The organism is uncultured Muriicola sp. (genome assembly GCF_947258935.1).
Lineage (GTDB): Bacteria > Bacteroidota > Bacteroidia > Flavobacteriales > Flavobacteriaceae > Muriicola.
In genome coordinates, this window is sequence record NZ_CAMYKH010000034.1 from 15,898 (window position 1) to 29,729 (window position 13,832).

Consider the following 13,832-nt stretch of genomic DNA (forward strand, 5'->3'; position numbering starts at 1 on the left):
TATGTCAAATTAAGACGCGCTATTTGCGCACAAAAATAGGGTTCCCCTTTTACTTATCATTGACAAGATGCATTAAATCTACATCGTTCCCAAGTAGGATCTCTGTGGGATTGATTCGCCCTTTTTCTGGTCCATTTTCTAGTTTGAGTACTCCTCTGGGACAAACTGCGGAACAAATGCCACAGCCAACGCAACTAGAGCGGATGATATTCTCTCCCTTTTGAGCATAGGCACGAACATCGATCCCTTGTTCACAATACGTAGAACAATTTCCACATGAGATACACTGTCCGCCATTGGTAGTAATCCTAAACCTGGATTTAAAACGCTGTACAAAACCTAAATAGGCAGCCAAAGGACAACCAAAGCGGCACCATACACGGTTGCCGAAAATAGGATAAAACCCGGTGCCAATAACCCCGGCAAAGATGGAACCTATAAGAAGGCTATAGGTATTTTGTACACTGGCAGTTTTGATACCCAGAACCGTACCTGTTTCCGAAAAGAAACTATAAAGTGTCATTAAGGTCATTCCAACAGCAAAAACCAATACTCCATGTACAAGCCAACGTTCAACCTTCCAGGAAAATAGCGTCTTGCTAGAGTGTTGTCTGTATGGATCTCCCAGGGTCTCTGCCAATCCTCCGCAACCGCAAACCCAGGAACAATACCAGCGTTTCCCGAAGAAATAGACCATAACGGGGACAATGACCAGGGTAAGTACCGTACCCCAAACCAAAATAAAGAGACCAATACCTCCACTATCTATCAGCGAACGCAAATTCCATTGGAAAAAGAAATCATAGTCGAGCGGAAAGGCATTCTTAAAGTCATAATATGGCATTTGCAGGCGTACCATGATCTCAGGGATAAGAAAGGCAAAAACGATCTGGAAGAACAAAACCGAAGTGGTTCGCACCATCTGGTAAACATTATGCCTGTATTTTATATACATCCTCACTGCCATTACGGTCATGACCACACAATACATAAAACCATAGACAAACCAATGACCTGCCATATTGCCACTAATGTTCATGCTAATCGGATCTACAAGGTAGGTCCAGTTCACGGCAAATTGTGGCCTGAAATAAAGTAGTAGGTAAAAGGAGACAAGGAAAACAAACACCATCCAGGCTATCCAGCCACGGTTTGTGGCATTCTCCAGGTAGATCCCATCGTTCTTGATGCCTTTTTTTCCTAACAGAACTACATTGGGAAGAATGTATAGCAGCGCACCAAGGATCCCTAGCCCAAATGTTAAGAACCACATAAGGCCTTTGTTTTCTGCAATAAACCCTGTTCCTGCCCTTTTACCCATCATGGCAGCCATATCATGCGACTTGATATAGATTACCTTTTTGTATTCCTTGTTTTTACGATGCTGGGTATTTGCTTCATCCAGGGCATTTGCCACCACAGGCGAAAGTGATTGCATGCCTTCGAATTGTTTCCCAACGACACCTTGTTCAACGGCGGATATAAAAAGCTCACTTTTAATTCTATTGTCTAATACCAGTTGATCGAAATCTAGTTGAGATAAGGAAAAGGTGCCGATCAGCGGAAGAGCGGTAAAGATCCCCAAACCTATCAGGAAAATAACAAGGCCAATGTTCTTTATTGTTTTCATCAGTTTCTCCCGGGTTAGGCTTTTATAAAAATTCGTTTCCAACTTTTCTTTTTAGGTTGAATAGTTGTTCCGAATTGTTGATTGTAACTTTTAACAATTGCACCTTCATACTTAGCATAGAATTCGGGGTCAAAATTAGCATCCTTCAGATATTCCATCACATGATCCACACTGCGTTCTTCGGTGAGCCATTGATCAAAGATCTCATGTCGCATTCTGATCCCAAAGGTGTTGATGCCAAGAAATATTTTGCTCTGCTTATGATATGAAATAGTGATACAGATCTTTTCTTTTGGATGTCTCCAATGGAAATGTTCTTCGTAATCCTTACGGCCATTATCGCTAAAGACCCATCCATAGGTCTGGTATTCAATGTCCAGGAATTTGGCAGAATTAAACCAATGCCCCGGTTTATAGGCTATCTTATTACCACAAATGGTCTGGGCTACGGTTTCACCCATCATTCTGCCTGTATACCACACTGCCTCAATAGGTCTTCTGTTACCTATGGCCTCATGTTGTTCTGCGCAATCTCCAATACCGTAGATATCGTGGATGTTGGTCTCCAAAAACTGATTTACCTTAACCCCTCTTCCCAGTTCTATCCCAGATCCCTTTAAGAAATCAACATTTGGTGTTACGCCGGCCGTAAGTCCTACCAGGTTACATTCTATGGTATCTCCGGTATCGGTCACCACAGCTCTTGCTCTTCCATTTTCGTCAGCCAAGATCTCTACCAGGTTGGTACTAAGCCTCAGGTCTATATGATGTTCACGGATATGTTCATTGATCATTTGAGATTCTCCTTCCGGAAGTACCCCATTCCAAAAACTACTTTCACGCACAAGGAAGGTAACAGGGATATCCCTGCTCCTGAGCATTTCAGCAAGTTCTATCCCTATAAGACCACCTCCAACGATCACAGCTCTATTGCAGGTTTTTTTATCAGGAGCATCTTTTTCTAACTGTTCTAACTCTTGTTTGGAATATAATCCCTGAACCCCTTTCAGGTCTTGTCCAGGCCATCCGAACCTATTGGGTTTAGAACCGGTAGCGATGATCAATTTGTCATAGGCTACGGTATCTTTGTCTTTTAGGAGAAGTTGTTTTTTCTTGTGATCAACCTCCGTTACATACCCATGCACAAGCTCTATACGATTCTTTTTCCAGAACCAATTCTCATAGGGTTGGGTATGTTCAAATTTCATATGCCCCATATAGACATACATCAAGGCAGTGCGAGAAAAGAAATATTCGCTCTCAGCTGAGATGATGATGATGCGTTTATCTGATAATTTTCGAATGTGCCGCGCGGCTGTTACTCCGGAGATGCCATTACCAATAATTACGATGGTTTCCATTAAATGGGATAGTTTCTGAGGTTTCAGTCGGTTTAAATATAAGAACTTAACAGCCTTTTATGATTTTGTGAACTTTAAAAAATTGTAATTTTGGTAGAAATCAATTAATTAGACATGAAGCAGGGGATTCTTTTTCTTTTTTGTTTTCTGCAACTTTCCTGTAGCAGTCAATTCGTTGGGAAGATCAAGGGCGTTAGTTTTGTTGCTTCCAGGGACCAGGTGACTCAGAGCAATGTCAATCCCATTAAGGATGTTAATGCAGACCACGCTGCGGTGATGCCTTTCGGATTTATTCGAGAATTGAATTCTTCGGAGATCATTCATAATACAGATCGCCAGTGGTATGGGGAAACCAGGATGGGTGCCAAACAATACATAGAAGTACTGCATAAGAACAAGATAAAGGTGATGGTAAAACCTCAGATCTGGATCTGGCGCGGAGTCTTTACGGGAGGTTTGAAAATGGAATCTGAGGAGGCATGGCAGGAACTGGAAAGATCATACGAGGAATTTATCCTTACCTATGCCGTTTTGGCGGAAGAATCTAAGGCAGAGATCTTTTGTATTGGCACTGAACTAGAACAGTTTGTTGTTAACAGGCCCGAGTTTTGGAAGCAGCTTATAGGCAAGATTCGCAAAGAGTACAAGGGGAAACTTACCTATGCGGCTAACTGGGATGAATTTGATCGCACCCCTTTTTGGGCGTCCCTGGATTTCATAGGTATTGATGCCTATTTTCCTTTATCGGAGGCACAAACACCTTCGGTAGAGGAATTAAAAGAAGGCTGGAAACCATGGAAAGGGAAGATTTCTGAACTGTCTAAAAAAGTGAATAAACCGGTACTTTTTACTGAATTCGGGTATCGAAGTATGGATTATACCGCAAAGAAACCATGGTTGGTAGATAGGAGTGAGGAGGGAGTAAACATGGATGGGCAGGTAAATGCCAAGAAAGCGATCTTTGAATCTTTCTGGGATGAAGAATGGTTTGCCGGCGGATTTGTTTGGAAATGGTTTATTAATCATGAAAAGTCGGGTGGGCCTTCAGACAACCGCTTTACGCCTCAGAATAAGCCCGCACAAGAGATTATCAAAGCATTTTATAAAGTCTATTAAACTACTGGCATTGAATTTGATTCCCTTTTTATTAATCTTTGATGCTAAAATTCATTCGAGGTCATGAGTCGCATAGTTTGTACTTTTCTAATTGGACTTTTCTTTACTGCTCCAACCTTTGGTCAGGATAGTTTGGCATTGGTGGTAGCGGAAAAGGGCGACGGAATCTTTTCCCTGCTTCGTAAACAGGGGATGGACCCAACAGATCATTATCAGGATTTTGTCGTGTTAAATAAAGAGAATCTTCGAGAAGGACAACACCTTTACGAGGGAACTGTTTACCTACTCCCGAAGGTTGAAGATGCTGTTTTGTCTTCTGAGATAGAAACAGATCTCAATGAGGTTGGCCTATCAGAGGAAGAAGGAAAACGCTATGCTATTTTTGGCGATGAAGAGGCGTTGGTGGTGAATAAAAGTGACCAACTATCTGGTGCCATATATTATTTGATCTCCGGCCATGGAGGTCCGGATCCGGGTGCTGTAGAGACGTATAGAGATGTCACCATTGCCGAAGACGAATACGCCTATGATGTAACCCTTCGCCTGGCCAAAGAGTTGCTGGCGCATGGTGCTATGGTCTATATTATTGTAAGGGATGAAAACGATGGGATCCGTAATAAAAGAGCCCTGGAAATAGATAGGGATGAGGTGGTATATCCGGAACAGGAGATCCCGCTGAAACAATTAGACCGATTAAAACAGCGGGTAGAAGCAGTAAATGAACTATATCTTGAAAATAAGGGCAGCTACCAACGTTTACTGGTTACCCATGTAGACAGCCGCACTAAAGGACAGAATATTGATGTCTTTTTTTATCACCATAAAAAGAGTAAGAATGGGAAACGGCTGGCGGAGAACATTCACAATACCTTCCTGGCAAAATACAAGGAATATCAGCCTAACAGAGAATACACAGGTACCTTCTCTGACCGAAGTAATTTATACCTGGTAAAAAACACCTTGCCTGCTATGGCTTATATCGAGATCGGAAATTTAAAGAGTAAGAAGGACCAGCGCCGAATCTTAGATCCAGACAATCGGCAGGCCCTCGCCAAGTGGATCTCCGAAGGAATCCTGGCAGATTTTGAAAGTCGATAATAAATTGTAATAAATATTACCGTATATGTTTGTGGTAATAGGCGTATAGTGATCCTGGTGTAGCTCCGGCAAATTTTTTAAGGTGTACCATAGTAAAATGGTATTGCAGCCGTACTGTTCCGTTATCCTCATATTTCCGGGCAGAAGTGATCACTTCTTGCGGTAGCACCTTAAAGGTAGCCTTGCGGTAGATTCGCCCTATAAATTCATTGTCTTCATAGATCTTGTACTCCTCATCAAAACCACCTAAAGAAGTAAACAAGCTTTGGGATATAAAAAGGGATTGATCGCCTCCACGACACACTGTAAAATTAAAACGTGAGAACCATGCAAAAAAAGCCAGGAATCTATTGGGGACATTAAATTTCAATCGAAAACAGCCCGCGGGTATCCATATTAAATATCAATCGAAAACAGCCCGCGGGTATCCCTGAGGTTATTGCACTAACGATAATTTGGTCGAAGTGTTTTGGGGGAAGTGAATCTGCATGGAGAAAATACAAAATTTGACCGTTGGCTTTTTTGGCACCTGCATTCATCTGGCTGGCTCTTCCTCTTGTAGCACTTAACCAGGAGGCACCGAATTTCTTTGCAATTGAAATTGTATTATCACTGCTTCCACCGTCAGACACAATAACTTCCAGCTGATTGTAATTAGCGGCCTTGGTTTGTAGATAAGGCAATAAAGTGTCTAGCGCCTCTTCTTCATTCAATACCGGAATGATGATACTGATCTTAGGCAGTTTATTTTCTTTCATTGAGTTGCCAGTCATAGGATAAATAAGAGATCTTGGCATCTTCCTTCAGAGACATCTTTGTATAGGGTTGAAGATAGGTGATCAGACTTCTTTTTTCCGTGAAATCGCCCTTATACCATTTAAAAATAGCAGATAATTCCAGGCTATTCTCAGTGATTTTATTTTTACTTGTGTCATTAATAAAGTTGAAAGTGGCCGCTTGCAGTTGTTTTTCCATTTTGTCCGGGGTATATGCTTCGTTTAGAAGTTTCGGACAGGAATAGGAAGCGCAATTGATAGCAAAATGAATACGTGGTTCATTCATCTTTCTAAGGATCTTATGTTCAATATCACCCAGAGAGAGGGTTTTATCACCCACTTTTACCCGGTTCTGGCCCCATGGCCGCCAAATGTCCTTGATGCTTTTAATAGGATAGTTCTCCAGTATCAGGGCTACTGTAGCAGCATTATACATATTGATATAGTATGCCAGGGTTTCGTTATGAGACCAGTTGGTGGCCGGAGCATTCTCACCAAGGTGGTCCAGATAGTCGTTTAACTCCTTTTCTTTGGTCTTAAACCGGGCATAGGCTACATCGCCCTTCTTATTTACAAACTCTTTTAAAAGAGTATTCCAGGCTGCATGCTCTGGTGCAGGTGCTGTTCCCTCAGGAAGGACCGGAGATGTACCCCACCAGATTAAAAGTGCTAAAATGTATTTCATACTATCGGTAACTTGCATACCGGGTTGGTAGTATAAAACCTTCCTTCCTTACAGCTCATGATCCCAAATTACTTATAAAACACATGGGTGGGCTGCAGCAGATCAACAACAACCACCGCCGTCATAATGCCAGGTGCTCTCTGAGATATGGATCTCATCCGAGACCTTTGCCAGGGCTGCTGCGGTCTTATCACATATCGCCAGTGGCTGGTTTTGTATCAGCACATGACCTTTTTTATCATCCAGATAGGGTTCTCCACCATAATATATGGCTGTTTTACCTGTGAAAACACAAGGGCCGTCTTCCGGCATGGGGTCTTTGATGGCTGCAATTTCGATAGACTCAATATGGATGAGTTCTTCCGTTGGGTAGTGGTTGGGCGATAACACCCGATACGATTTTCTTGCCCGTACTTCAATGGTCCCAAACCCTACATCGGTCAGTACTTTTATGTAATCTGAAATGGGAATACTACCGCTTAAGCAAAGGGCTCGTAAGCGGTCGTCATTTCTAAGCACATCATTCATGGGTTGTTCACAAACAGGATCGCTCATTACCAAACGGCCATGAGGTTTTAGTACCCTGTACATTTCTGCTACCGCTTTTTTCAGATCCTCGGCCTTAAAAATATTAAAGAGGCAGTTTTGGGCAGCTACATCAATGCTTTCGCTCTCAATAGGTAATTCCAGGGCGCTTCCTTTTTTAAGTTGTACGAATTCGCTTTTAAACCATGGGTTTTCTTCTTCAGCGATCTTAAAATTCTTTCCGGAAGCCTCCAGCATCTCATCAACTACATCTACCCCAATAACGCTACCTTTTTGACGGGAGAAATAAGCAAATTGAAGTAGTTCCATCCCTCCGCCTACACCTACGTACAACACTTTAGGATTATTCACAAGGTCTGAAGCGGATACGGTGCTGCCGCAGCCGTAGTTCATTTCCTGCATGATGGTAGGAATAGAAAGGCCCGGTAATTGCCATACTGGGTTAGTAGTACAACATAGGCCAACATCCGGGGTAAGGGCTGCTTGCTTGTACAGATCATTGGTTGCTTCTAAATAGCTCATAGGGTTTTTATTAGTTCTGTGAATAATGTAATCATTTTGGGTTCTGTTTTTTCGGCAACCTCTATAATTTCTGAAATATTTATAGGTTTCAGGTTGTCCGGGTCACATTCATCCGTTAAAACAGATACTGCTATAACGGGTAGTCGTAAATGATTGGCAATAATTACTTCCGGTACCGTACTCATTCCTACAGCATCGGCTCCAAGGGTATTTAACATCCGATATTCGGCTTTGGTTTCGAGCTGTGGACCAACGACGGCAACGTATACACCTTTTTTAAGCGATATATTTTGTTGCTCCGCAATTTTCTCTATCGTCTTGCACATTTCCACATCATAAGGTTGGCTCATATCCACAAACCGATCGCCAAATGCGGCGACATTCTTAAATGCCAGAGGAGAGCCTCCCTGCAAGTTGATATGATCTTCAATCAACATAATATCCCCTTTCTTGAAATTGAGATTAATGGCGCCGGCTGCATTGGAAACAAAAAGTTGAGTGATCCCCAATTGTTTCATAACCCGAATGGGGTATGTCACATCATAGAACTCATAACCTTCATACAGGTGGAAACGTCCCTGCATTACTACCACTTTCTTTCCCTCCAAAGTGCCATAGATCAATTTTCCGGTATGAAATTCTACGGTGGCTAGTGGAAAGAAGGGAATATTATGATAATGGGCTACTACCGGGTCTTTAATTTTGTCTACCAGCTTTCCAAGACCGGTTCCGAGTACTATACCAATTTCTGGAGCGAGAAATCCTTTACTTTCCAGAAACTCGGTAGATTCATCTAATTGCTTTTGGGTCATAGTATATTTTTTAAAAAGGGCTGAAAAACGGGAACGTTTGCAATGTCTTCCAGGACATCTACATCATTCTTTGTTTCGAGCAAATAAACATTCTTATTTTTTAGATCGGCCAGGGTGTCCTCCAGCACTCTAGAGGTGCCCCAGTCTTTATTTTTGAAAATGTCCGCGATAAAATGGGTCATTCCCAGAAAGTAATACCCTCCATCACTGGCGGGCCCCAGTACAAAATCATTAGCTTGCAGCATCTTAAAGGCTACTTCCAGGTCTTCAGGGCTCAGATCATAAAGGTCGCTTCCAATGATGGCGATCTTTTTATAACCTGCTTTAAATCCGGCTTTAAACGCATTGGCCATGCGTTCACCAAGATCTTCACCTTCTTGTATTTTTTTTTGATATACACCCGGGTCCCATAGATCATCTTCCTGAATAACTTTTGAATAATACACTACTTTGGCAAGGTTCAGGGAACGAGTGACTGAGACTGTATGCTCTAAAAGAAAAATATATATGGCCAGGGCTGTTTTATCTCCCACGGAGGCCGCTAACCTGGTCTTACATTTTCCCAGTTCTGGGTTGCGGGTAAAGATCAGCAACAAATTTTCATGGTCTTGCTTCATCCTTATTCTTGTTTTTCGGGTCCGTAGACCTTCACACCTCTGTTTAGGAGTAGGCCCCAGAACCTGTTATAGGCATGGACCTTTTGAGTTGCCAGCCCGGCGCTATCCACAACATCATTCCCCTCATTGACCCATTTGAACATACCTCCCGCAAGGTTTTTGACATCGGTATAACCCATTCCTAAAAGTTTTTTTCCAATTTTTTCGGAGCGAACACCCACTGAACAATACACCACATAGGTGGCTTCCTTGTCCGGGAAGTGTATTTCGAACTCTTTAACATTGAATTCTTTATACCCAATGAAATGGGCATCCTTAAGATGACTTACTTCAAATTCTTCCCGCTCGCGCGCATCCAGTCGCAGATAAGAAGGGTTAACCGCTATCTCTGTCACTGTGGCCAGGGGGACATCTTTATCCGCGAGTTTTTCCATTATCTTTTCCAGTGTTCGCTGCCCTAAGACAGGTGTAATTATTAGTAACATCACAAAGAAAATACTTCCTTTAAACATGCGGACAAAGATACTATATTACATAGGATCCAAAAATGAACGACCTTCTTTTCCTATTTGTAAATAAAGAGTATTTTTAGGAGAAATAGATCTGTCATGATGCGTATTACGGTTATTTTATTTTCTATTTCCCTAGTACTTGTTGGAGCCTGTAAGGAAGCTCCTAATCTATCAAAAAAAGCCACGGAAAAAACCTTGATGTACCAGGAACAATTTCGACCGCAATATCATTTTTCACCCCCGGAGAAATGGATGAATGATCCAAACGGACTTTTGTATAACCAGGGCGTTTATCATTTATTCTATCAGTTTTATCCGGAAGACATCGTTTGGGGACCTATGCATTGGGGCCATGCCACCAGTACGGATATGCTTCATTGGGAGAATAAACCGATAGCCTTGTATCCGGACAAGCATGGGCTGATATTTTCAGGGAGTGCGGTGTTAGATGAAAATAATACCTCAGGGCTGGGAACTGCAAAGAATCCGCCTTTGGTGGCCATTTTTACCTATCACGATATGGATAAGGAAAAAGCGGGTAGTATTGACTTTCAAACACAGGGGGTAGCCTACAGTCTTGATAATGGGGAAAGTTTTACCATGTATGAAGGGAATCCTGTTTTGCTAAATTCAGAATTCAAAGATTTTAGGGATCCTAAAGTATTTTGGGATAAGAAAACAGGGCAGTGGGTAATGGCTTTGGTAGCCGGAGATCATCTTAGACTGTACCGCTCAGACAATTTACTTGAATGGACCTATATGAGCCGGTTTGGAGCTACCCAAGGTGCGCATGGAGGTGTTTGGGAATGTCCGGACCTTTTTGAGTTACAGGTAGAAGGAATAGATGAGAGCAAATGGGTATTGTTGATAAGCATTAATCCCGGGGCGCCCAATGGTGGAAGTGGCACCCAGTATTTTGTAGGTGATTATGACGGGACCACCTTTATATCTGATCAAGAAGAAATAAAATGGCTCGATTGGGGTACTGATAATTACGCAGGGGTCACCTATAACAATACTCCAGATAATAAACGGTTGTTTATAGGGTGGATGAGCAATTGGAACTACGCCAGAGAAACTCCCACAGAGGCATGGCGGAGCGCCATGACCTTACCGAGAATCTTGAGTTTATCAAAAATCAATGATACATATGAATTGTTTAATTACCCTATACCAGAAGTAGATAGCCTGTTGTTGGAAGAAACAACCATGCGTTTTGCTATTCCTGCCGGAGGACACGAATCTATTGGACTAGAGAATGGCAATCAGAGTGAGATTCTATTTACCACGGCAGCAAGAGATCTTAAGGTCACTTTTAAGAATGAACAAGGGCAGCAGCTGATCCTGGAGATGGATGGCACAGAAAAACTATGCACCCTAGATAGGTCTCAAAGTGGACTAACGGACTTTCAGGAAACATTTGCCGGCAGCCAGCAGATGCCCCTGAACAACTTGCCGGGAGGGGAGGTAGAATTCAGGATCTTCCTTGATGCTTCATCTATTGAGGTTTTTATAAACAAAGGACAATATACCATGACCGCACAAATATTCCCTACAGCTTCTTATTCTGATCTAGAAATTGGGAATACAGGTACTACACCTTCGCAGATTCAGGACTTTGCCGTAAAAGAGGTTGCAGGGATCTGGTAAATCTAGCGTATTGAAAAGAGCATTATAGGAATATAAAAGGGCAGGAGAAGTATATCAGATCAGAAAGATGGGATTTATTGGATTTGTTCCACTTTGTAAATTGGTGATTCTTCCCAGGACATCATTGCATTGATACATTTAAAATGGGAATAGTTATGCAGATCATGGAGAGTTAGATCTATTTCCTCCAGGATATTTTTTTGTAAAAGAAGATTCCTTCTAGTGCCATGCAACAATGGTTTTTTTGGGGTTACCCAGAACTTTCCGTTGAAAAAGGCAAGGTTGGCATAAGAAGCATCTGTAATTCTATCCTTCTGACACATAATGATCTCATCTGCTTTAGATCGGTTTACCAGATCATTGATCCAAGCTCGGTCTTCAAATTTATAGGGATAAGAATGACTGCCAATATCTACCATAGAAAAGGTCTCAATGTGCCTAATTGTATAGGGATGAAATTGAATGTCAAGGATGCCATCCTTATCGTAAATAAGGCGGCATTTAAATATTCCTTTTCCTGCCTCTTTTGGTATACGAAGTAGGCTCTTTATTAAAAATGGGCCCCTTTCACCAAGATGGGACAAGGTGTGATTCATCCGCTGCTGGTGATGGTTCAGCATTGGAACGGTTCCATTTTCTATGCGAATGGTTTCAATAAAATGGGACATATACTTTATCTATCATCTCCTGGTATTCACTATTCATCTCACTTTGGGCGGTAATTCCCCCCCCGCTTCTAAAATGACCGTCATGATCCAAATATCGTATTAGCACACAGCTATCCAAAGATACCCCATCAAAATAGAAAGCCACTCCCGTATAGTAGCCTCTTGGCTGGACTTCTATGGAATTGATTAGTTCAACGGTTTTTAACTTGGGTGCCCCGGAAATGGAACCGGCCGGAAGTAAGGAATACAGAAGATCGCCCAGGGTATCATAAAAATCTTCCGGGAGTTTCCCTCGAATTTCGGAACTTATTTGCCCAATATTTTTGCCCTGAACCTGCAAAACTTCATAGTATCGATATTTGATTATAGCTACCTCTTTGGCGATCATACTGAGATCATTGCGCATGAGGTCTACAATGGTAGCATGTTCGGCTGCTTCTTTCTTATTGCTTAAGATGGTTTTTTCCGCATTGGGTAAATCAGCATCAATGGTCCCTTTCATGGGATAGGTATAGATGTATGGTGCTTCTATCTTTACAAAGGTCTCCGGGCTGAAACTGACAAACTGGTTTTCCACGCAGAAAGCATATTTGGATTGTGCGTTTGAATAAATAGTATAAAGGTCCAAATTTGTTTTTACCTCTGTAGGACAGGTGAGATTAAGCAGAAAACTATTTCCAAAGTTCAGTTCTTTTTGAACGGCTTCAAATTTTTGGCAGTACTCTTTTAAAGGAATTGGCTTTTTTTCGAAAGATAAAGGTGCCGGTAAAGGTTTTTTATAAGAGGTATTGGTTTTACCATTGAAATTGTAAAATATATTTTTGGGTACCTGGTTTAAAGGCCACGCCAAAGGTTTTTGTTGTTCAAAGTCTATAAGGAACAAAAATGGGGTTTTTTCCTTTCCCCATTTATTTAAAAGTTCTTTGATCATTACCTAATCTATAATGAGCACAAAGAAATAGAAATCATTGCTGAAGGAAGATTACTTTAACATCTTATTTATAGATTTTCAAATTGGGCATCCAACACCAAGATTTATGATAAGAATAAACCTACAGCAATTTTGAATTGACGGTATTGTTGATCACCTAATATTTAGTATCTTAGAACATAATCAAAAACCAACCAACAATGAAAAAACTAGTAACAAGTGTGTTGCTATTTGCAGTATTTGCAATCAGTGCACAAGAATCTTATTGGACCAACTACAGTTTTATTGTAGAACCACAGAACGAAGCCACGGTCGTTAAATTGATCGACGATTATTTTAAAGCCCACAAAACAGAAGGAGTTACGGTTACGCTTTATGCAAATCATTTCCATGATCCTGGGAATAATGCTTCCCATACCATTGGTTTTTCAGGTTCCCTGGATGCCTTGGGTGCTATGTATGCCAATGACGGAGGCGATGCATGGGACTTACTTTCTGCCAGATTAGATCACTTTATTAAGGATGGCTCCGGAAACAGAATGGGGACGACGAAAAAACGTTATGGAGATACTGAAGGGGATTTCCCTGTTCAGCAGTTGTATATATTGGATGTTGAAAATTCTGGTGCTTTTGAAACGGCATTGACCAAGTTTAATACAGATCATACACCTGTTGGCAGGGTTGTGATGATGGGAAATATCACTTCGGGAATCTCCCCGGATGGTGAGAATCATTGGGCACTTGTAGGCTATAAGGATTTTAAGGGTGTAATGGGTGGTGCAAATGCTACTCTAAGTCCTGCAGAAAGAGCGGCACGCGATGCCGGTTGGAAAACCTTCCAGGAAAACAATGGAGGCGTACGAATGGTTCGTTCGGCAACCCGTATTCTTGTAGGGAAGTGGTAAAAT

At 41.8% G+C, this 13,832-nt stretch carries 15 protein-coding genes; 4 read left to right on the forward strand and 11 right to left on the reverse strand.

What is annotated here, in order from left to right:
- Positions 1-49: 49 nt before the first annotated feature.
- Positions 50-1,630 carry a 4Fe-4S binding protein gene (locus Q0X72_RS07650; RefSeq protein WP_297763653.1) on the reverse strand — a complete coding sequence of 527 codons (1,581 nt, stop codon included), beginning with the start codon at positions 1,628-1,630 and terminating at the stop codon, positions 50-52.
- A 14-nt stretch (positions 1,631-1,644) separates the two neighbouring features.
- The gene (locus Q0X72_RS07655; RefSeq protein ID WP_297763655.1) at positions 1,645-2,991 is read right to left on the reverse strand and encodes an FAD/NAD(P)-binding oxidoreductase; all 1,347 of its coding nucleotides are present in this window, start codon (positions 2,989-2,991) and stop codon (positions 1,645-1,647) included.
- 114 nt (positions 2,992-3,105) lie between these two features.
- Here Q0X72_RS07655 and Q0X72_RS07660 point away from each other — a divergent pair, with 114 nt between their 5' ends.
- Both Q0X72_RS07660 and Q0X72_RS07665 read left to right on the forward strand, forming a co-directional pair.
- Positions 3,106-4,107 (forward strand): glycoside hydrolase, encoded by a 1,002-nt coding sequence (locus Q0X72_RS07660; RefSeq protein ID WP_297763658.1) that lies wholly within the window; start codon positions 3,106-3,108, stop codon positions 4,105-4,107.
- 63 nt (positions 4,108-4,170) lie between these two features.
- Positions 4,171-5,205, forward strand: coding sequence for an N-acetylmuramoyl-L-alanine amidase (locus Q0X72_RS07665; protein ID WP_297763661.1), 1,035 nt, complete (start codon positions 4,171-4,173; stop codon positions 5,203-5,205).
- Positions 5,206-5,221: 16 nt separating this feature from the next.
- Here Q0X72_RS07665 and Q0X72_RS13935 read toward each other — a convergent pair whose 3' ends face one another.
- The 7 genes from Q0X72_RS13935 to Q0X72_RS07695 form a co-directional block, all read right to left on the reverse strand.
- Positions 5,222-5,575 carry a hypothetical protein gene (locus Q0X72_RS13935; protein ID WP_367180431.1) on the reverse strand — a complete coding sequence of 118 codons (354 nt, stop codon included), beginning with the start codon at positions 5,573-5,575 and terminating at the stop codon, positions 5,222-5,224.
- Positions 5,565-5,963: a glycosyltransferase gene (locus Q0X72_RS13940; RefSeq protein ID WP_367180430.1), complete on the reverse strand. Its 399-nt coding sequence runs from the start codon at positions 5,961-5,963 to the stop codon at positions 5,565-5,567. Before Q0X72_RS13940 ends, Q0X72_RS13935 begins: the two co-directional genes overlap by 11 nt.
- Complete coding sequence (locus Q0X72_RS07675; RefSeq protein ID WP_297763664.1) at positions 5,950-6,666, reverse strand: DUF547 domain-containing protein; 717 nt, start codon at positions 6,664-6,666, stop codon at positions 5,950-5,952. Before Q0X72_RS07675 ends, Q0X72_RS13940 begins: the two co-directional genes overlap by 14 nt.
- Before the next feature lie 102 nt (positions 6,667-6,768).
- Positions 6,769-7,734 (reverse strand): arsenosugar biosynthesis arsenite methyltransferase ArsM, encoded by a 966-nt coding sequence (gene arsM, locus Q0X72_RS07680; RefSeq protein WP_297763669.1) that lies wholly within the window; start codon positions 7,732-7,734, stop codon positions 6,769-6,771.
- The gene (locus Q0X72_RS07685) at positions 7,731-8,546 is read right to left on the reverse strand and encodes a purine-nucleoside phosphorylase (protein ID WP_297763672.1); all 816 of its coding nucleotides are present in this window, start codon (positions 8,544-8,546) and stop codon (positions 7,731-7,733) included. Before Q0X72_RS07685 ends, arsM begins: the two co-directional genes overlap by 4 nt.
- Entirely contained in the window at positions 8,543-9,163 is a 621-nt protein-coding gene (locus tag Q0X72_RS07690) for a TIGR04282 family arsenosugar biosynthesis glycosyltransferase (RefSeq protein WP_297763675.1), read from the reverse strand. The genes Q0X72_RS07685 and Q0X72_RS07690 overlap by 4 nt, the downstream gene beginning before the upstream one ends.
- Positions 9,164-9,165: 2 nt before the next feature.
- A complete protein-coding gene (locus tag Q0X72_RS07695; protein ID WP_297763678.1) occupies positions 9,166-9,675 on the reverse strand; it encodes a rhodanese-like domain-containing protein in 510 nt (169 codons plus the stop codon).
- Between the two features lie 96 nt (positions 9,676-9,771).
- Between Q0X72_RS07695 and Q0X72_RS07700 the strand changes: the two genes are divergently transcribed.
- Positions 9,772-11,325 carry a glycoside hydrolase family 32 protein gene (locus tag Q0X72_RS07700; protein WP_297763680.1) on the forward strand — a complete coding sequence of 518 codons (1,554 nt, stop codon included), beginning with the start codon at positions 9,772-9,774 and terminating at the stop codon, positions 11,323-11,325.
- 74 nt (positions 11,326-11,399) lie between these two features.
- On the opposite strand, the gene Q0X72_RS07705 is transcribed toward Q0X72_RS07700, so the two are convergent.
- Together Q0X72_RS07705 and Q0X72_RS07710 are read right to left on the reverse strand one after the other, a co-directional pair.
- Positions 11,400-11,993, reverse strand: coding sequence for an aminotransferase class IV (locus Q0X72_RS07705; protein WP_297763682.1), 594 nt, complete (start codon positions 11,991-11,993; stop codon positions 11,400-11,402).
- Positions 11,977-12,924 carry an aminodeoxychorismate synthase component I gene (locus tag Q0X72_RS07710; RefSeq protein ID WP_297763685.1) on the reverse strand — a complete coding sequence of 316 codons (948 nt, stop codon included), beginning with the start codon at positions 12,922-12,924 and terminating at the stop codon, positions 11,977-11,979. Before Q0X72_RS07710 ends, Q0X72_RS07705 begins: the two co-directional genes overlap by 17 nt.
- A gap of 200 nt (positions 12,925-13,124) precedes the next feature.
- On the opposite strand from Q0X72_RS07710, the gene Q0X72_RS07715 reads away from it, so the two are divergent.
- Positions 13,125-13,829, forward strand: a complete 705-nt coding sequence (locus Q0X72_RS07715; RefSeq protein WP_297763688.1) for a hypothetical protein — start codon at positions 13,125-13,127, stop codon at positions 13,827-13,829.
- Positions 13,830-13,832 lie beyond the last annotated feature (3 nt).

What these genes read in the sequence shown, in the direction of transcription:
- Q0X72_RS07650 (WP_297763653.1), bottom strand. Translation starts at nt 1,630, where the DNA reads ATGAAAACAATAAAGAACATTGGCCTTGTTATTTTCCTGATAGGTTTG.
- arsM (WP_297763669.1), bottom strand. Translation starts at nt 7,734, where the DNA reads ATGAGCTATTTAGAAGCAACCAATGATCTGTACAAGCAAGCAGCCCTT.
- Q0X72_RS07665 (WP_297763661.1), top strand. Translation starts at nt 4,171, where the DNA reads ATGAGTCGCATAGTTTGTACTTTTCTAATTGGACTTTTCTTTACTGCT.
- Q0X72_RS07685 (WP_297763672.1), bottom strand. Translation starts at nt 8,546, where the DNA reads ATGACCCAAAAGCAATTAGATGAATCTACCGAGTTTCTGGAAAGTAAA.
- Q0X72_RS07715 (WP_297763688.1), top strand. Translation starts at nt 13,125, where the DNA reads ATGAAAAAACTAGTAACAAGTGTGTTGCTATTTGCAGTATTTGCAATC.
- Q0X72_RS07695 (WP_297763678.1), bottom strand. Translation starts at nt 9,675, where the DNA reads ATGTTTAAAGGAAGTATTTTCTTTGTGATGTTACTAATAATTACACCT.
- Q0X72_RS07675 (WP_297763664.1), bottom strand. Translation starts at nt 6,666, where the DNA reads ATGAAATACATTTTAGCACTTTTAATCTGGTGGGGTACATCTCCGGTC.
- Q0X72_RS07700 (WP_297763680.1), top strand. Translation starts at nt 9,772, where the DNA reads ATGATGCGTATTACGGTTATTTTATTTTCTATTTCCCTAGTACTTGTT.
- Q0X72_RS07690 (WP_297763675.1), bottom strand. Translation starts at nt 9,163, where the DNA reads ATGAAGCAAGACCATGAAAATTTGTTGCTGATCTTTACCCGCAACCCA.
- Q0X72_RS07655 (WP_297763655.1), bottom strand. Translation starts at nt 2,991, where the DNA reads ATGGAAACCATCGTAATTATTGGTAATGGCATCTCCGGAGTAACAGCC.
- Q0X72_RS13940 (WP_367180430.1), bottom strand. Translation starts at nt 5,963, where the DNA reads ATGAAAGAAAATAAACTGCCTAAGATCAGTATCATCATTCCGGTATTG.
- Q0X72_RS07660 (WP_297763658.1), top strand. Translation starts at nt 3,106, where the DNA reads ATGAAGCAGGGGATTCTTTTTCTTTTTTGTTTTCTGCAACTTTCCTGT.
- Q0X72_RS07705 (WP_297763682.1), bottom strand. Translation starts at nt 11,993, where the DNA reads ATGTCCCATTTTATTGAAACCATTCGCATAGAAAATGGAACCGTTCCA.
- Q0X72_RS07710 (WP_297763685.1), bottom strand. Translation starts at nt 12,924, where the DNA reads ATGATCAAAGAACTTTTAAATAAATGGGGAAAGGAAAAAACCCCATTT.